The 19,919-nt window shown below is 64.4% G+C and carries 21 protein-coding genes; 19 read left to right on the top strand and 2 right to left on the bottom strand.

What is annotated here, in order from left to right; genetic code table 11:
- The first annotated feature begins 63 nt into the window (after positions 1 to 63).
- The 7 genes from BJ987_RS28980 to BJ987_RS29005 all read left to right on the top strand — a co-directional run bounded on the left by BJ987_RS28980 (position 64) and on the right by BJ987_RS29005 (position 5,701).
- Positions 64 to 666, top strand: coding sequence for a TetR family transcriptional regulator (locus BJ987_RS28980; protein ID WP_209896110.1), 603 nt, complete (start codon positions 64 to 66; stop codon positions 664 to 666).
- A 113-nt stretch (positions 667 to 779) separates the two neighbouring features.
- Entirely contained in the window at positions 780 to 1,514 is a 735-nt protein-coding gene (locus BJ987_RS28985) for a hypothetical protein (RefSeq protein ID WP_209896112.1), read from the top strand.
- 531 nt (positions 1,515 to 2,045) lie between these two features.
- Positions 2,046 to 3,578, top strand: a complete 1,533-nt coding sequence (locus tag BJ987_RS28990; RefSeq protein WP_209896114.1) for a nitric oxide reductase activation protein NorD — start codon at positions 2,046 to 2,048, stop codon at positions 3,576 to 3,578.
- Positions 3,579 to 3,601: 23 nt separating this feature from the next.
- On the top strand, positions 3,602 to 4,402 hold the full coding sequence (locus BJ987_RS28995; RefSeq protein ID WP_209896116.1) for an AAA family ATPase: 801 nt from the start codon (positions 3,602 to 3,604) through the stop codon (positions 4,400 to 4,402).
- A gap of 15 nt (positions 4,403 to 4,417) precedes the next feature.
- Positions 4,418 to 4,546 (top strand): hypothetical protein, encoded by a 129-nt coding sequence (locus BJ987_RS37875; RefSeq protein ID WP_281070397.1) that lies wholly within the window; start codon positions 4,418 to 4,420, stop codon positions 4,544 to 4,546.
- Between the two features lie 95 nt (positions 4,547 to 4,641).
- Positions 4,642 to 5,247, top strand: coding sequence for a hypothetical protein (locus BJ987_RS29000; RefSeq protein WP_245367592.1), 606 nt, complete (start codon positions 4,642 to 4,644; stop codon positions 5,245 to 5,247).
- Between the two features lie 22 nt (positions 5,248 to 5,269).
- Positions 5,270 to 5,701, top strand: a complete 432-nt coding sequence (locus tag BJ987_RS29005) for a hypothetical protein (RefSeq protein ID WP_372446958.1) — start codon at positions 5,270 to 5,272, stop codon at positions 5,699 to 5,701.
- A gap of 19 nt (positions 5,702 to 5,720) precedes the next feature.
- Here BJ987_RS29005 and BJ987_RS38100 read toward each other — a convergent pair whose 3' ends face one another.
- Together BJ987_RS38100 and BJ987_RS38370 are read right to left on the bottom strand one after the other, a co-directional pair.
- Positions 5,721 to 6,089 carry a chorismate-binding protein gene (locus tag BJ987_RS38100; RefSeq protein ID WP_209896119.1) on the bottom strand — a complete coding sequence of 123 codons (369 nt, stop codon included), beginning with the start codon at positions 6,087 to 6,089 and terminating at the stop codon, positions 5,721 to 5,723.
- Entirely contained in the window at positions 6,034 to 6,345 is a 312-nt protein-coding gene (locus BJ987_RS38370) for a hypothetical protein (protein ID WP_504739755.1), read from the bottom strand. The genes BJ987_RS38100 and BJ987_RS38370 overlap by 56 nt, the downstream gene beginning before the upstream one ends.
- A gap of 369 nt (positions 6,346 to 6,714) precedes the next feature.
- Between BJ987_RS38370 and BJ987_RS29015 the strand changes: the two genes are divergently transcribed.
- From BJ987_RS29015 to BJ987_RS29070, 12 genes are all read left to right on the top strand, one after another.
- A complete protein-coding gene (locus BJ987_RS29015) occupies positions 6,715 to 7,812 on the top strand; it encodes a hypothetical protein (protein WP_209896121.1) in 1,098 nt (365 codons plus the stop codon).
- A complete protein-coding gene (locus BJ987_RS29020) occupies positions 7,800 to 8,441 on the top strand; it encodes an LmeA family phospholipid-binding protein (protein ID WP_209896123.1) in 642 nt (213 codons plus the stop codon). Before BJ987_RS29015 ends, BJ987_RS29020 begins: the two co-directional genes overlap by 13 nt.
- A gap of 521 nt (positions 8,442 to 8,962) precedes the next feature.
- Positions 8,963 to 9,346 (top strand): hypothetical protein, encoded by a 384-nt coding sequence (locus BJ987_RS29025; protein WP_209896125.1) that lies wholly within the window; start codon positions 8,963 to 8,965, stop codon positions 9,344 to 9,346.
- 650 nt (positions 9,347 to 9,996) lie between these two features.
- Entirely contained in the window at positions 9,997 to 11,301 is a 1,305-nt protein-coding gene (locus BJ987_RS29030) for an MlaD family protein (RefSeq protein WP_209896127.1), read from the top strand.
- Positions 11,298 to 12,335, top strand: coding sequence for an MCE family protein (locus tag BJ987_RS29035; RefSeq protein WP_209896129.1), 1,038 nt, complete (start codon positions 11,298 to 11,300; stop codon positions 12,333 to 12,335). The genes BJ987_RS29030 and BJ987_RS29035 overlap by 4 nt, the downstream gene beginning before the upstream one ends.
- Positions 12,326 to 13,390: an MCE family protein gene (locus BJ987_RS29040; protein ID WP_307869791.1), complete on the top strand. Its 1,065-nt coding sequence runs from the start codon at positions 12,326 to 12,328 to the stop codon at positions 13,388 to 13,390. The genes BJ987_RS29035 and BJ987_RS29040 overlap by 10 nt, the downstream gene beginning before the upstream one ends.
- On the top strand, positions 13,387 to 14,499 hold the full coding sequence (locus tag BJ987_RS29045) for an MCE family protein (protein ID WP_209896131.1): 1,113 nt from the start codon (positions 13,387 to 13,389) through the stop codon (positions 14,497 to 14,499). The genes BJ987_RS29040 and BJ987_RS29045 overlap by 4 nt, the downstream gene beginning before the upstream one ends.
- Positions 14,496 to 15,602 carry an MlaD family protein gene (locus tag BJ987_RS29050; protein WP_209896133.1) on the top strand — a complete coding sequence of 369 codons (1,107 nt, stop codon included), beginning with the start codon at positions 14,496 to 14,498 and terminating at the stop codon, positions 15,600 to 15,602. Before BJ987_RS29045 ends, BJ987_RS29050 begins: the two co-directional genes overlap by 4 nt.
- Positions 15,599 to 16,876 carry an MlaD family protein gene (locus tag BJ987_RS29055; RefSeq protein WP_209896134.1) on the top strand — a complete coding sequence of 426 codons (1,278 nt, stop codon included), beginning with the start codon at positions 15,599 to 15,601 and terminating at the stop codon, positions 16,874 to 16,876. Before BJ987_RS29050 ends, BJ987_RS29055 begins: the two co-directional genes overlap by 4 nt.
- 272 nt (positions 16,877 to 17,148) lie before the next feature.
- A complete protein-coding gene (locus BJ987_RS29060; RefSeq protein ID WP_209896136.1) occupies positions 17,149 to 17,664 on the top strand; it encodes an Rv1363c family protein in 516 nt (171 codons plus the stop codon).
- A gap of 1 nt (position 17,665) precedes the next feature.
- Positions 17,666 to 18,511 carry an MlaE family ABC transporter permease gene (locus BJ987_RS29065; protein WP_209899272.1) on the top strand — a complete coding sequence of 282 codons (846 nt, stop codon included), beginning with the start codon at positions 17,666 to 17,668 and terminating at the stop codon, positions 18,509 to 18,511.
- A 1-nt stretch (position 18,512) separates the two neighbouring features.
- Positions 18,513 to 19,367 (top strand): ABC transporter permease, encoded by an 855-nt coding sequence (locus BJ987_RS29070; protein WP_209896138.1) that lies wholly within the window; start codon positions 18,513 to 18,515, stop codon positions 19,365 to 19,367.
- Positions 19,368 to 19,919 lie beyond the last annotated feature (552 nt).

The following is a 19,919-nucleotide window of genomic DNA, read 5'->3' on the forward strand; positions in this document are numbered from 1 at the left end:
CCTACTGGGCGGCGATGGACATGGACTGCTCGATGAGTCGAGTCAGGAATAAAGGAGACGCGAATGGCTGCGACGGACGGCTTATCGGCACGTGAGGCGAAGCGTCTCCAGACCAGGGAACGCCTCATGGGTGCGGCGATCGGGGAATTCAAGCGGACCGGAACGGCCGACGCCGACGTCGGTGCCATCGTTGCGGCCGCGGGGGTCGCCCATGGCACGTTCTTCTTCCACTTCCCGACCAAGCAGCATGTCCTGCTGGAGCTCGAGCTGCGCGAAGAGCAGCGAATGGTCAAGCAGCTCGGCCGTTTCCTGCGCGGCGACCGCGACCTGGCCGAGCTACTGAACGAGACGGTCCGCCTGATCTTGGACCTCGAGCATCGCCTGGGTGCACTGCTGTTCAAGGACTTTCTGGCGGCGCACTTCTCGCAGACACGCCCGCCCGACGACGGGAGGGAGCATCCGCTCATAGACCTGGTGGCCCAGCGGATCGAACTCGCGCGCGACAGCGGGGCTATCGACCCGGAGGTCACCCCGCTCAACAGTGCGGTGTTCTTCCTGCTCGGCCTCTACGCGCTACTGATCACCACCAGCGCGTGGCCGAACCGACAAATGCTGGTCGAGGACTACCTCATCCGAACGATGCGCAGCCTCGCACCGGCCGAATGAACGGCCATACGCGGCTTTCGCGATCATCATCTTGTTGACTGGAGTCAGTTTTGGTACCTTTGTGAGCGCCAGATCGGCCGTCGCGCGCCGACCCTCGTTCACAGGGGAGATCGATGTCGATTCCCGGCAAACCCACCAAGCGCCTCATTGCCCGTGCCGACGCGGATCCAGCGAGCGCGGCCCTGTCCCTCGATGAGCACTCCAGGCGATCGCGATTGGCGCAGCGGCGCGCCGACAAGTGGTTGATCAGCGGCAGCATTCTGATCGGCACTGCCGCGCTGGGGGTCTTCGGCCTTCCGCTGTTCCTGTACGGCATCAGGCTGCTGCGACGTGCCCAGCGCGACGGGCTGACGGTTCGGCCGATGTTGGTCACTCTGCTGGGCTACTTGGTTATCGTCGACGCCGCGCTCAATACGGTCGGCTGGGCGCTGGACCTGGTCGCCAATCACACATTGCTGGCCCGCGTGCTGCTGAACGGGTGGGGCAACATGTTCGACGCCGGCTACTTCTGGCACTACAACGAACTCTGGGTGGGCGGCGCGGCGGGCCCTGGCGAGAAGGCGTGGGAAGTCGGATTGATTCTGACGGTGTTTTCCATGCGCATCGCCGCGGCGATCGGATTTCTCCAGATGAAGCGCTGGGGCCAGCAGTGGATGATCATCACCTGCTGGATGGGCGTGGTCATCTGGGTCGGATACGTGTTCAATATGACGATGTACGCGGATGTTCGCTTCGCGGGCGTCGTGTTCCCCGTCATCGGCTGGTGGCTCTACGACATCTTCTACATCAGCCCCTTCCTCGCCATCCCCTACCTGCACACCGTCAACCGCGAAATCTTCTCCGACTGAACAGCAGTCGAGTATGGCCCAGCGCGCGTGACATCCAGGCGCATGCCCGATCGGGGGTGCCCGAACTCGTGCGGCTGTCTCCTGCCGCGCCAAAGCAAATACTGACTCAACTCAGCTCATCCAGTTCAGATCAGCATTCCTCCGCGACATATTCTTGTTATGACTACTTGTTCAAGCGTTCTCATCTGACTATAGACAGCAATGCTCGCGCCAATTATATTGACTTCAGTCAGTCAAACTTACGGATGGGGGTCTTGTGATGGCGACGGCAGGCCTCGAACCGCAGGACCCATCTCCCGCTCCGCGCGGTGCATCTCACCGAGTTCCGGCACGGCGGCAGGGTCCACTGACGTTTCGTCATCCAATCGAGGTCAGGAGCTGGGGTCATGGATTATCTGTGGGAAATCGCGCGTTACGCGGCAGCGTGGGGTGGCACGGTCGGGATCATCGCGTTCTGGTACTGGATGTTCTCCAATATCGGCACGTTCTGAGTAGCGTGCGCGTGAGTCATCGCGCACCAGCGGGTGCGCGATGACTCGACTCTCGGATACACACTCGCTGATGGTCGAGCGCAGTTGCTCGCTGACCGCGGTCGTGCTGAGCGACCGCCGCCGTGACGGTGTCGTACTCGTCACCGGCGAGCACCGTGTGTTCGGACTGAACCCGAGCATGAAGACCGTCCAGGTGCCTCATCCGCCGCTCGCGCGGGACTGGTCTCGGCGCACCCTGACATGCGGGATCGCCTTGCAGTGCGCACCGTCGAAGGAACGGCTCACCGAATATCGGCTCAACGAGCTCAGTGGCGGTGAACTTCGCGCACTCGCGATCATCGAGGCCGAGGTCGCGTTCGGCTGGATCGGGATCAGATGGCCCGGGCTGGTACCCGAAATCCTGCGCGTGGTCCCCGATCTGGAGATGGCGGCGGCGGACATGACTGCATCGGCGATGGTCGAACGGGCCGTGACCATGGCAGCGGCGGGGCGCACTCGGACACCGCACCCCCTGCTGGGGCTGCTGCCGACCTCCTATACGCGCCCACAGACCGTGACCGAGAGGTTGCGCCGCAACTTCGGCAGGATGCCGTGGACCACCACTCAGAAGCGGCTACCCCGACCCTATTCGACGCCCGTGGGCGGTGACGGCGGCGTACGCAATCCCAACCTCCCGCCCCCGAGCAGACCGCACGACAACGATCTCGATCGCACCCCCGAGCATCGTCCCGGCATCCCGTATCCCGAATGGAACATGTGGACTCGGCGATTCATGCCCGATCACGTGGCGGTGCTCGAACAGGCCCACACCGCCCGCGGCCCGCAGACGGTCACCGTCACCGCGGATCTGCGCAAATGGTTCGAGCAACACACCCACCGTGAAATGACAGACCGGCTCGAGGACGGCTCGATCCTCGACGTCGACCGATACATCGGCCACTACATCGATCTGGCAACCGGCAGCGCGGCCGAGCCCCGGATCTTCCGCGAACTGATGCCGCGCAGCCGCGATGTCGCCACCGCGCTCCTGCTGGACGGCAGCTCGTCACTCGGCGTGCACGGCGGGCAGATCTTTCGCCTGGAACTCGCCTGCGCCGATGCCCTGTCCCACTCCATGCGCCGCGCCAATCAACGTCACGGGATCTTCGTGTTCACCGGCAATACCCGCCATCGCGTGGAAGTGCGGCGCTTGAAGGACTTCGACGACGCGCGGTTCCTACCGCCGGGCGGGCTCGGACTGGAGACCGGTGGCTACACCCGCCTCGGGGCACCGCTGCGGCACCTGACCGCGCGACTACTCGACCAGTCCGCCGAGCACCGCCTGCTGATCGTCATCGGCGACGGCCTGATCTCCGACGAAGGCTACGAGGGCCGCTACGCCTGGGCAGACGCCGCGCACGCGGTCCAGGAGGCCGACGAGGCCGGAGTGACCATCTACTACATCGGCATCGGACCGGTGCGAGTCGACCCGCTGCCGGAAGTCTTCGGTCCACGCCGCTCCCAGCGCATCGGGCGAATGGAGGACCTGCCACGGGTCTTGGCCCACGTCCATCGCGCACTCGTCACCGCCTGAGATCACCGCAGATCGGAAGAACGATGACCACCGACACCTATTTCGCCGCCGGCAACGAAGTCGAGATGTTCGAGCTGGCTTTCGGCCGTCACGTTCCCGTCATGCTCACGGGCCCGACAGGCTGTGGCAAGACACGCTTCGTCGAGCACATGGGCCTGCTGCTGGGCCGGCCCGTGGTCACGATCAGCTGCCACGACGACCTCACCAGCTCCGATCTGGTCGGGCGGTTCATGGTCGCCGGCGGTGATGTCGAGTGGATCGACGGGCCACTGACGCGCGCGGTCAAAGCGGGCGCGATCTGCTACCTCGACGAGGTGGTCGAGGCTCGCCACGACTCGCTGGCCATCCTGCATTCGCTGACCGACCACCGCCGCGCGCTCTATCTCGACCGGGCCCAGGAAGTAGTGCAAGCACCGCCGACCTTCATGCTCGTGTGCTCCTACAATCCCGGCTACCGCAGCTCGCTCAAAGAACTCAAACCCTCGTTCCGCCAACGATTCATCACCCTGGCGATGACCTACCTGCCGCCCGAGCGCGAAGCCGAACTGCTGGTCTCCGAAACCATGGTCGACCCCGCGGCTGCTCAGCGACTGGTCGCGTGCGCGACCTCGATTCGCCAGGCCGACAGCGCCTTCCACTTCGAACCACCCTCGACCCGGGTACTCGTCACCGCCGCGGCCATGATCGCGGCGGGCGCCACCGAGATCGCCGCCGCCGAGGCCTGCGTTCTCGCGCCACTGAGCAGTGACGGCGCGATCACCGAAGGATTGCGTGAGATCGCGGCCGCCACCCTGCTCACTCCCGAAACCTCGACCACGTCATAGGAAGGTGCGGCCGACATGGACCTGAAGGAACGCAAACGCAAACGAGCGCTGATCGTCTTCCAGATCGTCATCTACGGCTATCTGCTGACGATGTTCTGCATCCAGCTCTACATGTCCTTCGCCCGCGGGTGGTGGGACCTGTGACGACGTCACAACCAGCGGCCGCCGACACGTCACCGCTGTCGCTGGAAGACCACCACGAACAGTCCCGCCTGGCCCAGCGCCGCGCCGACAAATGGATGATCACCGGCGCCGCCCTGATGGGCATGTGGGCACCAGGGCTGATCGGTCTGCCGATCTTCCTGCGCGGTGTCTGGCTGCAACGTCGAGCCGAGCACGCGGGTCTGTCGGTGCGACCGATGGTCATCACCCTCATCGGGTATCTCGTACTCATCGACGGCTGTCTCAACAGCCTCGGCTGGGCGCTGGATCTGGTCGCCAGCCACACCCTCATCAACCGCGTGCTGCTGGTCGGGTGGGGCAACATGTTCGACGCCGGATACTTCTGGCACTACAACGAACTCTGGGTCGGCGGCGCGGCAGGCCCCGGCGAGAAAGCCCTGGTCGCGGGGCTCATCCTCACGGTGTTCTCGATGCGCGTCGCCGCCGCGATCGGGTTCCTGCAGATGAAGCGCTGGGGCCAGCAATGGATGATCGTCACCTGCTGGATGGGCGTGGTCACCTGGGTCGTCTACGTGTTCAACATGACCATGTACGCCGATGTTCGCTACGCCGGAACCGTCTTCCCCGTCATCGGCTGGTGGCTCTACGACATCTTCTACATCACCCCCTTCCTCGCCATTCCCTACCTGCACACCGTCAACCGCGAAATCTTCTCCGACTGAACGATATTCGAGGGATACCAACATCGTGACCACACCAGCTTCGACCGACACCGAACCCGCCGACGACCTCCCGGCCGGCACCACTCCCTACTACGCGCGCATGCACACCTGGATCAAAAGAGCCGTCCTGGTATGCCTGATCGCCCTCGTCCTCGAGGGCGCGTTCACGCTGCCGTTCATGGCGATCTACTACGGCTACCCGACCCTGAGCCTGACCGAGATCTGCAGCGAACTGTACAAAGTGCGGTACACCGACGACACCCTCGAGTGCAAATACCCCTACCCACCGCTCGGGCCACCAGAAGGCGCCCAAGGCAAGGACACCGCCCAAGACGACTGGGGAATCCAGCCCACCCCGAAATACCACCGGCTCGGCTTCCGCGAACTCGTACGCCTGCACGACGAACGCGAAGCACGCAAGGCTGCCGGGCAACACCAAGATGCGCCCCGGTGAGCACCGGCCAGTTGCTCTGTCAATCGGGCGTGTTCCGGCCAGCGGCCGCGTCGCCACCGCACCCACGTCGTCGACGGTGATGATCGCCCCAGGACCGAAACCGGCTGTCAGCGGCGCCACCGAGCTGAAGCAGGAACGAGCGAGCAGGCGTGTTCGCCCGCCGACCGAGCTCGTAATTCGCAGGCACATCGACAGAAAAGAGGAACCGTACCGAGCGTGACAGGATCACCTTCTGATACTGACCCTCCCGAATCTCCTTGACGGCCTGCGCAACCCGACTTCGGAGTGCCCGGTCGGTAAACAGACCCGATGACAGCGGCAGTCGATCGAGGTCATGCGCGCGGGCACCGCGGAACACGGAAAACCAGCGGTGCAACGACAAGTCCACGCGGCGGTATTACGCCGCTGGGGACGTCGTAGGCGGTGGATAGGTGGGCGACTCGCTGGGCGCGACTGAGACGTGGTGGGTCGCTGCCGTCCCGAATGACGCGGCCGCGGGCTTCGAAGTCGGTGAGGAAGCTGCGGGCGCACGTGACTTCGTCGAAAGTGGGGCTCAGAGCATCGTTGACGATGCGCGCGCAGCAGCACGTAGACGTTCCTGCCGGATAGCGCCGATGTAGCTGAAATTGCAAGCATTGCAACATATTTCGTGGTTGAAGAATGTTGCTCTCATCTACGGAAGTTGTATCTCGGCGGGGATGGGCTCAAGGGGGCGCTCAGCCTGGATCGGGGTGCTCGGTCGACATACAAACTGGTGATACCCCAGCAACCGCGGGATTCACGCCAAGCCACGACAATTTACCTGTGCCGACGGCGGGCCTCGCGCTCCGGCGCCGGAAGCGGACGGCATTGCCAGTTTCGACATCCGGCCCACCGTCCGAGCATCGCAGAGCTATGCGCGGAACGCTTCACCGGATCAACCTCGGATAATCCCGACCACCGGAGTCGTCGACGGCTCCGATGCCAACCCATGTTTTCACAGCGGATTCAACTGAATTTCAAGGACTTTCATCGTGAAGGTTGACCATGTCCAGCAACGATCGCGGTTCGCGCCGACAGCCCGCTGGTTGCGCGATCTGATCATCGAGCGCAACGCGCAGGGACGCCCGAACATGCTGTTCGCGGGCCAATCAGTCAGTGAAGAGGGGGCGCACCTGGCCTACACGCTGAGCCTGGTGCATACCCCGGGGACCGGGGTCGGCGACTGCGTGTCGTTTCTGGCGAATTCAACCGAAGAGGGGATCTCGGCGGCGGTCAAACTCGCACGCCACACTGCCGCCCGCGACGACCGTTCCGGACAAATCCTGTTCATCGATCCGGAACAGTCACTGGTCCAGTACTTCGACCCGGCCCGAGCCGGGCTCGCCGATGCCCTAGTGCCAGGTGTGCAGTCGACCGATTCCGTCAAGGCGGCCTTCGACGTGCTCGCCACGGAGTCGTGGGCTGCGGTGCTGATCGTTCTTTCCGACGAATTCGACGGGCTTTCGGACGAAGTGGAGGACCTGCTGCGCAGGGCGTCCGCTGACGGCGCGATGCGCATTGTCTGCGACCGTCTGCCGATCCCGGCAGCGATCGGTGATCGCCGGCTGCCCGCTGCCGCGATCGACGCCGATGTCTGGGTCTACGGTGAGAACCTCACCGACCACCAGGTCCCGTTCGGTTGCTCGGTGATGACACGGCGGGCGTACACGGTGTGGAACAACCCGGTCGACTGCCTCGCGCACAGCTCGACCTTCGGCGGCAACGGTATCGCGGCCACGGCCGCACTGCACGTGCTGCGGGAACGCGGCTATCTCGACGATCGGGCCGAGCGGGTGCTCGCCGATATCGTCGCCAGCCGACGCGCCCGCAATGCCGCGTTCGCCAGGCACATGGCCGCGAAGATCGAATCGCGCATCCCCTCTTCCTCGCGGTGGTGCTCGGGTTGTCGATCATCGCGCTCACCATCGCGTTTCGAGCTCCGCCGGTTGCGCTCAACGCGGCCGTTCTCAACGTGGTGTCCGTCTGCGCGGCTCTCGGTGTGGTCATCGCGGTATTTCAATCCGGTTCGGGCAGCTCGCTTCTCGGTGTCAGGGAGCACTGGCCAATTCCGGCATACATGGCGTTGCTGATATTCGCGTTCATCCTCGGATTGTCGATGGACTACCAGGTGTTCATCCTGGAGCGCGACCTGGGCTCCAAGGTCTCGGTCAGCTTCGGTCCGAAACCGTTGCTGCTCACCGCGATCGACCATCAGGTCCAGTACGTGAGCCTCGACAGCGACGATGTCGGATTCGGGTCGGCCATGGATCTGAAGGTGCACGCGCGGCTCAACGACATCACGCTGATCGACGACGGTCGTGGCGGCGCCGACGTCGGCAGCAGCAGCGTCGAGGCCACCTGGAGCAACGACGGCATCGCGCAGACGCTGAAGGGCCTGGTCTCGGAGGTCCGGACCGATTCGCGCACCGGCGTGCTGGAGTTGCAGGTGCTCGGCGGCATCGCCGACCTGCAGGTGACACCGCACATCGTCGGCGGCAGAGTCGAAGCGAACACGCGATCGGCACAGCTGTTCGGCATCGGTCTACCCACCGATCTGGCGGACAGCATCGTAGAACTGTTGACCAAGATCCTGCAGAGCTATCCGATGGACCTGAAGCCGACCGAGGTGCGAATTACCGACAGCGGTATCACGGTCAGGCCGTCTGGCGGCGCCACCCGCCTGCAGCCCGACCAGAACGGCGAAACCATCTCCTGCTGACCACCCGGTATTCAGAGGTTGGCGAGGCGGGGCGCGGATGATCGCTCCGCTTCGCGGGTGAGTTCTCCTGCACTCCCGAGTGCTTCAGTGTGCTCGTTTGCTGTCGACCATGAGGTGCGTCACAGCAAAGCCGTCGTACAGTAGCGCGGCTACTTGGGCGCCTGGCCGCAGTTCGCGCGGAGTTTCCTCACCGTTGCACCGGGCGCCTGACCACGGTCATTGGCAGGTTCGACGGTTCGCCGAAGAGATCAGGCGCACTCGCCCGGTGCCGTGACCGGCGCATCGAGGCACAACTGAGCGGCGGTGCCGAGCAGCACCCATTTCAACCCGCGTCGGCGATGGAAATGTTATTCTCATCAATGATAATGACGATTCCGGAGAGTAGTAGTGGTGTTCTATGCCAGTTCGCTCGCGGAGACACCGCGAATCCACAGCCGATCCGACGGTGCGGCCGAACCACACCGTTCGCGAGAACCACGCCGCGTGGTGCCGGTTCGACACCGACAGAGGATCGATCCACGGTGACGCTGCGGTCCGTGATGGACGAACGACCCAAACGCCTCAGTCAGAACGAGGCCTTTGTGGTGTTCGATCCGGCGACCGGGGAGCAGACCTCCGCGTTCACCGACCGCAGGGAAGGCTGCGCTAACGATGCGGTGGGCCGTGTCAAATCCTCGTTCGAGGCGAGCATTTGGCGCGAAGTTCCCGCTCGGGAGAGGGCGAAGATCATGTGGCGCATCCCGGATCTCTCCGAGGCCGTGGCGATGGCCAACGACAGCACCTATGTTCTCGAGGCTATGGTGTGGACCATCAATCTCGACCGCCGGGGCCATCGCCTGGCCAAGCGGGCCGCCGACGGGCGCCATAGGCCTGAACTGTGGGTTGGCCTTCGATCACGACACTAATCGCGCCGCTGATCCGCGAACCGCGCCGGCGGGGGAAATCCGCGCGCCGCGACGACGCCACACAGCGTCTCGATGCGGGCTGACCGAATCGTCTCGCATCGATACGGTTGCCCCGCCGGGATCGCACACTTCCGCGCCGCGCCAATGGGGGTGGTATTTCTGATCGAAATTCCGAAAGTTGATTACAAATAGCGCGAAGCTATGTCTCGAAGACGAATTTCTGCTGCCCGTCGAAATGGAGTAACCAAGTTCCGTATTACGACAGGGTGCGATTTGCCCTGCCCGGAATAGGTGCTGGAAGCGCCTGAAAATATTCACCTAGCACCTATTGACTCATCAAATAACCGCGTGCAGAATCGTCGCAGTAGTGAATCCCCCGGGGGGCTTCGACAATGAGTCGGAAACATCAATGTCGCACGAACTATTGCCACGGCCCCCTGGTTGCGCGGCCCACCCCGGACCCAAACCACCTAGACCGCTGCGGATTACGACCGACCTCAGAGGAGCCGGCGATTACAGATTTCGACACCATCGACTATTTCACCGGCTCCGCATTGAGTCCTGGCCTCTATATGCATTTCGACCACTTGCGAAATTAATACACGCACTGTTGATGATTACCGACGCACCGAAAGGGTGAGTGGAACCCAGTGTCGACCCAGTTCGATCCCGACGGCCGTGGCCCGTCCCGACTTCGGCTGCTGCTCACCGGAATCGGGTTCGTCCTGATCCTCGCTGTCGCCGCCGGCGCGATGATCGCGAACTCGCGGGGGGTGTTTCGCAGCACCGTGTCGGTCACGGCGGTGATGACGAATGTGAGCGACGGGCTACCCCCCAAATCGGATGTGAAATTCCAGGGGGTACGCGTCGGCCTCGTCACCGCAGTCGCACCTGCGGAGGACGCCGGAATGAACGATGTCCGCATCGAATTGGATCCGCGCTACGCGCGGTCGATTCCTCGCACCGTCACCGCGCGGGTAGTGCCGAGCAACGTCTTCGCGGTGCCCTCGGTGCAGTTGGTCTACAACGGCGCGGGCCCCGCGGTGACGGCGGGCTCGCAGATTACCCAGGATCGCAGTCTGGCGACCGTGCGCCTGCAGACTTCGCTGGATCAGCTGCACCGCATCATCGCCGCGGTCGGCCGCGAGGACACCGACACCGCGGTCGGCATGCTGGCGACGCTCGCACGCGCCACCGAGGGACGCGGCTCCGCCCTGGGGGACGCGGGCGCGCAATTACGTGAGATCGTCACACAGCTGCGGCAGGTGGTGTCGGTGCGAGAGGCTCCTTCCGCGCTCGACTCACTGTCCGCGGCGCTACACGAAATCCGAACGGCGACACCGGATTTGCTCGACGCCCTGCACCATTCGATCGTACCGATGCAGACGCTCGCCCAGGAGCGGGCCAAGCTCACCGCGCTGCTGGCCGGAGGTCTGCACACCTTCGGGACCGTCGGCGACGCTCTGGATCACAACACCGACCGCCTCATCGACATCACCACGCACATCTCCCCCGCACTCGGCGCGTTCGGTGACGGCGCCGCGCACTTCCCCCAGATCAGCGTCTCGGTGACCAGGCTGAACACCCTGTTCAACGAACTGTGGGACCCCGAGACGCAGCTGATCACCCCGAAGGTCATCGTGCAACTGACCCCGAACCGGCAATACACCACGGCGGACTGCCCCCGCTACGGCGCGCTGGCAGGGCCCAACTGCGGCGCCCCGGACACGCTCGCACCCACCGAGGCGCTCCCGTCCAGCCTCGACCCGCGGAACTTCGTGCCACCGAACTCGCTGGCCCCGGCGATCGGCCCGGTCGGTAGCCCGGCGGAGCAGCAGCAGATCGCCGACATCCTCGGCGGGAAACCGAACGCGGCCGCCAACATCCTGTTCGGCCCGCTCGCCCGCGGTACCACCGTCACCGTTGTCCCGGACCCGAACGGAGGTGGCCGATGAGCTATCGCAGGTCATTGCTCGTGCTGATCGTGTTCCTCGTCGTCTCGGTGGTGCTCACCTGGACCGTGATCGTCACACTCGAACGCGGCATCAGCGGTGCCACCCATCGGTATTCCGCGATGTTCACCGATGTCTCCGGCCTGCGAGTGGGCGACGACGTGCGGATGGCCGGGGTCCGGGTCGGGCGGGTCGATTCGATTCAGCTTTCCGGCGCGCTCGCGCGGGTCGGTTTCGAGGTACAAGACGACCAGGTGATCACCGGGAATACCACCGCTTCGGTGACCTATCAGAATCTCATCGGTCAACGCTATCTCGGGCTGGCCATGGGCAATCACAACGATCCGGCTGCCCTGAAGCCCGGCGCCGAGATTCCGGTCGGTCACACCGAGCCCTCGTTCGATATCTCCAAGCTGCTCAACGGATTCGAGCCGTTGTTCGGCACGCTGGACCACGCTGCGATAGACAACATCACCGACGCCCTGATCAAGGCGCTGCAGGGCGACAACGGCGCGATCACCACCCTGATCGCCGAAACCACCAGGCTCGCAGAGGCTTTCGCAGGGCCGGACGAGGTGCTGGGCCGGGTTATCACGAATCTCGCCAATATCACCGGGTCCCTCGCCGCGCAGAGCGGGAATTTGACAACGGTCATCGAGCAGACCCGCACCCTCTTCGAGGGACTGGCCCGCAACCGGCAGGTCCTGTTCGATTCCGTGGACCGGATCTCGGTGGTGGTCGCCCGCGCCTCGCAGATCCTGGCCGCCGACATGCCCACGCTGACCAACTTCCTGAACCGAAATCCCGGCTACTCCCAGCACTTCCTGGACAACAGGCACAAGTTCGAAAACCTGGGCTTCAACCTGCCACTCGTGCTCAAGGGCATGGCCCGTATGACACAGGAAGGGGCCTATGTCGATGCCTACCTCTGCAATATCTCCGTCTCGCTGGTCCCGGGTCTGACTCCGATGATTCCGGAAATAGTCGACGCCGTGACCCCAGGTGGGTCGGCCCAACACACTTCCAAGTGCAGGTGAACAATATGCCACTTAAGTGGAACCTACTCCGCCGCAGCATATTCCGGCGCCACCAGCTCGAAGACTTCAGCAGGCCGTGGCTCGGTTTCGCCGCGATCGGCTTGCTGGTCGTGGCGGTAGCCATTGTGCTTGTCGTCAATTCGCTCGATATCGGGCAGCGACGTGTGGAGGCCGACTTCGCGCAAGCCGCACAGCTCGGCGTCGGGGATCAGGTGACCGTGGCGGGTGTGCCGGTCGGGCGGGTGGCCGGGCTGCGGCTCGCCGGTGACCATGTCTCGGCCACGCTGAGCATCAACAACGATGTAGCGCTGGGCTCGAACACGACGGCGGCGATCAAGCTCACCACGCTGCTCGGTAACCGCTATGTGGAACTGCGACCGGCGGGCTCCGGAACCCTGGCCCGAATTCCCGTGGCGCAGACGGAAGTTCCCTACGATCTGCAGTCGGCGCTGTCCGACGCGACGACGACGCTCGACCAGGTCGACGCCGACAAGGTGGGCCAGGCGCTCACCGAACTGTCCACCCAGCTGCAGGGTGTGCCGCAACTGGTGCCGTCGGTGATGCAGAACGTCAAGACCCTTTCGGGTGTGATCGCCGATCGCCGTGACCAGATCGGCACCCTGCTGACCAGTACCGCTCAGCTGACCACGGTGGTCCAGAACCAGCGCACCAGCCTCGATGTGCTGTTCACCCAGGGCGGCGAACTGTTGCGGGCGGTTCAGGCCAAACGCCAGGCGATCACCCAGATCCTTACCGCTACCCGCAATTTGGTGAACACGCTGCAACCGCTCGCGGTGAACGATCAGCAGGAGATCCAATCGCTGATGAGCAATCTGAACCAGATCACCGGGATGCTCGCCCGCCACGACGACCTGTTCCGCAATATCCTGCAGATTCTCCCGGTGACCTGGCGGAACTGGGCGAACTTGGCCGGATCGGGACCGGAGATGGAAGCGAACGCCACGTCGGGGGCGTTCATCGACGCTTTCATGTGCGCGGTCGTCGCGCGGGACCCGCAGGTGAATCTGCCGCCGTATTCGGAGGATTGCAAATGAGGTCGCTGCCCCGCCCCGTCAAGCTCGTCCTGCTGCTCGCGGTCGTCGTGGCGATCGCCGGTGCGGCCACCGGCTCCATCGCCCGCCTGACCAGCGAAGACCTCATGATCACAGCGCAATTCGAGAGCGCGGCCGGTGTCTTCCCGGGGAATTCGGTGGCTGTGCTGGGGATGCCGGTCGGTAAGGTGGTGTCCGTCGAGCAACGTGGGGCGTACGCCGAAGTGCGGATCAGTGTGGACAGCTCGGTCCGGATTCCCGCCACCGTCACCGCGGTGATCGTCTCGGATTCGGTGCTGACCGACCGGCACATCGAATTCACCCCCGTTTACCGCTCCGGACCGGTGCTGGCCGACGGCGCTGTGCTCGGTCCGGACCGGACGAGGACCCCGGTCGAATTCGACAGCCTGCTCGCCATGGCGGACAAGCTGTCCACCTCGCTGGCGGGTGACGGGCAGGGGCACGGCCCGATCGGCGACATGGTCGAGGTCGGCGCCGCCGTCGCCGGCAGCAACGGCAACGACATCAAGAGTGCGCTGGATCAGCTGTCGCGGGCGCTGCGCATGGGCGACGATCACGGCGCGGCGACCCGTGACGCGATCACCACGCTGGTGAACAACCTGGACGCGCTGACCACCGCCGCCGCGAACAACGACCAGAAGATCCGCGAATTCGGTCAGGGCGTACGGCAATTGAGCGATTTGCTGGCCGACCAGCGTCTCGGTGAGGGCGACACCGGCGCCAAGCTGAACGAGATTCTCATCCGGACGACCGATCTCATGCAGCAGAGCCGAGGTGAGCTGGCGGGCACGGTGTCCGGCGGCAACGTCGTCATCAAGTCCCTGGCGGATTACCGCCGCGAGGTCGCCGAGTTCATGGATGTGTTCCCGCTGGCCGTCAACAATGCCTACGCCGTGGTCGACCAGGAGGCCGGCGCGGCCCGGGTGCACGTCAATATCGACAAGGTCGCGCTGGACGGGCAGATGGTGAAGCAGATCTGCAACCTGCTCGACCTGAAGCAGCTGGGCTGCAACACCGGGAAGATGTCGGATATGGGACCGGACTTCGGCATCGTGGCCATGCTGGTCGGAATCGCAGGTTTGCCGAAATGAGCACGAGGAAAACAACATCCGCGGTCGTCGCGGCGGTGAGCGTGCTCTCGGCGAGCGCGTGCTCGGTGAGCCTGGATAAGATCCCGCTCCCCGCTCCCTCGGTCGGGACGCACAGCTACGCGCTGACCGCGACGTTCGCCAACGCCCTGAACCTCCCGACCAAGGCCAAGGTCAAGCTCGACGGCGCCGATATCGGCGAGGTCGAGTCCATGCGGGCTCGCGACTACAACGCCGTCGTTGCCCTGCGGATCCGCTCGGAGGTGGTGCTGCCGGCCGGCACGACCGCCGAACTCCGTTCCGCCACACCGCTGGGCGACGTTTTCGTCGCGCTCAACCCGCCGCCGAATCCACTACCCGGGGCAACGGCTCTGCACGATGGAGACCACATCCCGCAGGCGTCGACCTCCGCGGCGGCCACCATCGAATCTGTGCTCGCCCGCGCCGCACTGCTCGTAAACGGCGGCGTGATCCGGGATCTGACCAAAGTGATCAACGGGCTCGGTGCCGAATTCGGCGGGCGCGGTGACCCTCTCGGGGATCTGATTGCCCAGTCCACCGAGCTGATGCGGACCCTCTCGGCCCGGTCGGACCAGATCCGGGCCGTAGTTTCCGACACCGCTGCGCTGACCGATTCGATTGTGGCGCAACAGAATACCGTCAACGATGCGGTCGCAGCGGCCGGACCGGCACTGACCGCCCTGAGCTCCGACACACAGAACATCGTAGATCTCGCGGCCCAGCTGGACCGGATCGCCCGCAACCTGCAGCGGTTCCCTTCCATACAGGGCACGGGGCAGCGCAGCCTGGTCACCGACATCGATAACCTCGCCGCTGGGCTCAATGCCGCGGCCCAGGACCCCGGCGCTGATCTCGGCCCGCTGTTGAACACCCTGGCCATTGTCGGCGGCAAGGTGGCCAACGCCCCCGCAGCCAGCGTGAACGCTGACATCGCCCAGCTGGTGCTGGGAGCGGTGCCCGATCCGAACTTCGCCGGCAATCCGGAGGCCCGAGTGCCCGATCAGACGGATTGGGTCAACTTCGTCGGCTCATTGGCGTACACGCTGGGCCGGCTGCACGACCGAGTGATCGGACCGGGCCGATGAATCCAGGCTCCAATCCCGATGTCCTGGAGTCGATCTCGACCGCGATCGTATCCATCGTCGACCGGCTGGTCCGGCATCGGCTCACCGTGTCGGGGCTCGCACTGGTGGCCACATTGCTCATGGGCGCAACGTATCTCGTGTTCGGGTCGCTGGAGTTGAATCCGCTGGCATCGACCTATCAGATTCGGGTGCACCTGCCGCAGTCCGGCGGGCTACTCCAGGACCGCAACGTGACCGTGCGCGGGGTGCGGGTGGGCCGGGTGTCGTCGGTCGACCTCACCGGCGAGGGCGTCGTCGCGATCGCATCGATCGACAGCCGCACCCGGATCCCCGTCGACACCACGGTTCGAGTGGCGGGATTGTCGATGGCCGGTGAGCAGTACCTGGATTTCGTCCCCTCGAACTCCCGCGGGCCCTACCTGGCCGACGGCGCGGTCGTCGACACCGCCCGAGCCTCCGTTCCGGTGCAGCTGGCGCAGCTACTCGTCGATCTCAACGGCACCATCGTCCAACTCGATCCTGGCAAGCTCCAAACGATCGTGCACGAACTGGGCACCGGTCCCGCGGCGCCGGAGAAACTGGCGGCGATCATCGACGGCGGCGCGTTCCTGATCACCACGCTCGGTTCGGTCCTGCCGCAGACCGTCAGCTTGCTGCACCACAGCGAGATCGTGCTCAGCACATTGCGCGATGTCGGGCCGGGACTGGTGGCCACGGCGAACGGTCTCGAGCGCACCCTCGCCGGAGTGGAGTCGATGACCGGCGGATTCCGCACCCTGGTCGGGACCGGACCACAGGCGCTGCAGACCATGGATCAGATCATCGCCGACAACTCCCCGACGATGGTCCAGCTGCTCGGAAATCTCGGCACCGTCGCCCGGATGTCGTATCTGCACGTCCCTGCCATCCAAGAGCTGTTCTTCCCGCAGGAGCGAGCCGGTTCCACAGCGGACGCCGCCGCCATGGCCGTGCACGAAGGCAGCCTCTGGGCGCTGGTCAATATCTATCCGCGCAAACAGTGCGACTACGACCTGCCGCGTCTGCCGGCCATCCTGCCCAATTTTCCCGAGCCTTACCTGTACACCTACTGCAACGACCCCACCCTGATACCGCGCGGCGCTCGCAACGCACCGCGACCGCCCGGCGACGACACGGCCGGCCCACCCCCGGGTGCGGATCCACTCGCGACCGCCGACCCCACACCCGTTGGGCCGCTGTCGGTTCCGACTCCTTACGGCGGCGCGTTCGTGCCGTCCTATGTACCGCCGAAGTGACACGACCAACGAAGGTCTGGAGGACCGCGATGAAGAAGGCAACAATGGAGGTAGCTGAGGGCTCTGCCGGGGCAGGCGAAACACCCACCGTGGCAGCGGATGTCGCGGACCGCACTGAAACATCGACCGCGGCGGCCGAGTCCGAATCACCGACTGCGGCAGCGCGCGGATCCGATGCGGAGACCGCGGCGAAGGGTCGTTCCGGGACGACCGATGCCACCGCAGAAGCAGACGAAGAGTCCGGAACCAACGAGGTCGCAGCGGAAAATGCTGTGGCCCAGAATTCTTCGCCGGAATCCCGGCGACGGCGCCTGGCCGTACGCATCGGTGCCGGTGCCGTCGCCGTACTCGCCGTCGTGGCGACCGTCACCGCCACTGTCTTCGGCTGGAAACTGCACGACCGCGAGGAGATCGATACCGCGGCCCGGCAGGCCTCGACCATCGCACAGGACTATGCGGTCAAGTTGACCAGCATCGATTCCCAGCACATCGACCAGAATTTCGCCGATGTGCTGGCCGGTGCGACCGGGGAATTCAAGGAGATGTACGCGCAATCCAGCGATCAACTCAAGTCTTTGCTGGTCCAGAACAAGGCGGCGAGCAGGGGCCGCGTGGTCGACGCCAGCGTCAAATCCGCGTCGAAGGATCGCGTCGAGGTGATGATGTTCGTCGATCAGCAGGTGACCAATGCCCTCAGCACCGATCCACGCATCGATCGCAGCCGGATCCTCATGACGATGGAACGCGTCGGCGGCCACTGGCTTGCCAGCAAAGTGGAAATGGCCTGAGATGACCGTTCGACCGTCCGGGTCATCGACGTCCCGGATTACCGCGTGGGGGCGCGGCTATCTGCACCGGCATCCGGTTGCCTCGCTCGATACCGTGGGTGCGCAATTCATCATGGGTGTGCGTGCCGTGCAATACCTCGTGACCGATATCGTGACGGGCCGCTTCGCTTTCAAGGAGTTCGTGCATCAGGCCGCATTCATGGTCAAGACCTCCTATCTGCCGACCGTCGCAGTCGCGCTTCCGATCAGTGCCACCCTCTCAATTCAGTTCGGCCTGATCGCGGGCCAGGTCGGTGCAACCTCTTTGGCCGGAGCCGCAAGCGGTCTCGCGGTCATCCGACAAGCCGCGCCCGTGGTCACGGCTCTACTGCTGGCCGCAGCCGTCGGGTCGGCGATCTGCGCCGATCTCGGCTCCCGCACCATTCGTGAGGAGATCGCGGCGCTGGAAGTCATGGGAGTCTCGGTACTGCACAGACTCGTGGTCCCGCGGGTGGCCGCCGGTGTGCTGGTCGCGGTTGGGCTGACCGGGCTGAGCGCGTTCGTCGGATTCGTCGCGGGATATCTGTTCAATGTCTATGTCCAGGGCGGCACGCCCGGCAGTTTCATCGCCACTTTCTCGTCCTTCGCCCGTATCGGCGATATGTATCTGGCGATGGTCAAGGCGGTGGTGTTCGGGATGATCGTGACCGTTGTGGCGTGCCAGAAGGGGCTCAGCACCAAGGGCGGGCCCGGCGGGGTGGCAAATTCGGTCAATGCCACCGTGGTCGCATCGATCGTGCTGCTCATGGTGGTGAACGTCGGGTTTACCCAGATGTATACGATGCTCTTCCCACGACAGGCGCTCTGAGATGGCTGCATCCTTTTATCCACTCGGCCTCGGCAGGCTCGTCCGCGCGGCCGGTCCGCCGATGACGGAAATGATGCGCCTCGGGCACATCGCGACGTTCCTGTTCCGCGCGCTGTTCTCGATTCCGGTGGTGCTACGCCACTATCGCAAGGAACTGTTCCGGCTGATCTCCGACATCACCTGGGGCAACGGGTCGTTGATCGTCGGCGGCGGCACGGCCGGAATCATTGTGGTCCTCGGCGCGAGCTCCGGTGCGCTGGTGGGAATTGAAGGCTACAGCGCCCTGAAATTGCTCGGGATCGGCCCTGCCACCGGACTGGTTTCGGCGACGGCCTCGACCCGGGAATTGGCACCGATCATGGCCTCCATCGCCTTCGCCTCGCAAGCAGGTTGCCGGTTCACCGCGCAGCTGGGCGCCATGCGCATCGCCGAGGAGATCGACGCACTGGAGACGATCGCCATCCGGTCCATCCCCTATCTGGTAACGACCCGCCTGATGGCCTCGGTGGCCACCATCATCCCGCTGTACATAGTCTGTCTGGCAATGAATTTCGTCTCGGTCGAATTCGCGATCGGCATCGCCGGCAGCCGATCCCCCGGAACCTTCAGCCACTATTTCCACCTGGTGCTCACCTCTACCGACATCCTCTACTCACTGTCGAAGGCCATCGTTTTCGTAGTGATCACCACGATCATCCAGTGCTACTACGGCTACTACGCCACCGGCGGCCCGGTCGGCGTCGGCGTCGCAGCTGGCCGTGCCATGCGCGCAAGCATCACCGTCATGATCTGCGTCAACCTACTGATGACGCTGGCACTGTGGGGTTTCGACTCCGGCGCCCAGATCAGCGGATAGATAGTGTGGCCCACACGCTCATCGTTCACTCGTGATCGGGTCCCACAGACCTTGCGCTGCAGCATGTTCGACCTGGGCCACACGTTGGCTGCGGGCGGGTCGACGAGCGCTCGCAGCTGGAGGCCGGTCAGGCGCCGCTGCGATACAACCAGCCTCTCAAAGTCACCCCGCCACTGGCGAATTCGACATCGACGCGCATGAAGCCCCCTCCAAAAGATCCTCGCGCCTGACGGTACGTCGTTGACGGCTCGATGTCGAAGGTTTCGTGCGCCTGAGCGGTAAACCCTGACATGAGGTAACGCGAGTGAACAAGAAGACAGCGCGAAGGAAGCGCAGTGGCATAAGTCCGACCTCGATCATCGTTTGGAACTCGCGCCAGTTGTCTGAGCCGATTGATCTTTGATTGCCTGACGTTCGCCGGATCGCCTCGTCCCGTTGTGCGAACGTTCGTTGTTGCCGACGTGCGAGTTCGCGGGCACGGGGTTGTCCGTCGATGTCCTGGCTGTTCGGGCAGGCATGTCGGGTGTGGCGGGTATCCCTTGGCTGGGCAGC

The sequence above is a fragment of the Nocardia goodfellowii genome, assembly GCF_017875645.1.
GTDB classification, from domain to species: Bacteria; Actinomycetota; Actinomycetes; order Mycobacteriales; family Mycobacteriaceae; genus Nocardia; species Nocardia goodfellowii.

Bases quoted from the DNA above. Each gene is read 5' to 3' on its own strand.
- BJ987_RS37875 (WP_281070397.1), top strand. From the start codon at position 4,418: ATGGACCTGAAGGAACGCAAACGCAAACGAGCGCTGATCGTCTTCCAG.
- BJ987_RS28990 (WP_209896114.1), top strand. From the start codon at position 2,046: ATGACTCGACTCTCGGATACACACTCGCTGATGGTCGAGCGCAGTTGC.
- BJ987_RS29045 (WP_209896131.1), top strand. From the start codon at position 13,387: ATGAGGTCGCTGCCCCGCCCCGTCAAGCTCGTCCTGCTGCTCGCGGTC.
- BJ987_RS29035 (WP_209896129.1), top strand. From the start codon at position 11,298: ATGAGCTATCGCAGGTCATTGCTCGTGCTGATCGTGTTCCTCGTCGTC.
- BJ987_RS29055 (WP_209896134.1), top strand. From the start codon at position 15,599: ATGAATCCAGGCTCCAATCCCGATGTCCTGGAGTCGATCTCGACCGCG.
- BJ987_RS28995 (WP_209896116.1), top strand. From the start codon at position 3,602: ATGACCACCGACACCTATTTCGCCGCCGGCAACGAAGTCGAGATGTTC.
- BJ987_RS29020 (WP_209896123.1), top strand. From the start codon at position 7,800: ATGGCGTTGCTGATATTCGCGTTCATCCTCGGATTGTCGATGGACTAC.
- BJ987_RS28985 (WP_209896112.1), top strand. From the start codon at position 780: ATGTCGATTCCCGGCAAACCCACCAAGCGCCTCATTGCCCGTGCCGAC.
- BJ987_RS29065 (WP_209899272.1), top strand. From the start codon at position 17,666: ATGACCGTTCGACCGTCCGGGTCATCGACGTCCCGGATTACCGCGTGG.
- BJ987_RS29000 (WP_245367592.1), top strand. From the start codon at position 4,642: ATGATCACCGGCGCCGCCCTGATGGGCATGTGGGCACCAGGGCTGATC.
- BJ987_RS38370 (WP_504739755.1), bottom strand. From the start codon at position 6,345: ATGTTGCAATGCTTGCAATTTCAGCTACATCGGCGCTATCCGGCAGGA.
- BJ987_RS28980 (WP_209896110.1), top strand. From the start codon at position 64: ATGGCTGCGACGGACGGCTTATCGGCACGTGAGGCGAAGCGTCTCCAG.
- BJ987_RS29070 (WP_209896138.1), top strand. From the start codon at position 18,513: ATGGCTGCATCCTTTTATCCACTCGGCCTCGGCAGGCTCGTCCGCGCG.
- BJ987_RS29050 (WP_209896133.1), top strand. From the start codon at position 14,496: ATGAGCACGAGGAAAACAACATCCGCGGTCGTCGCGGCGGTGAGCGTG.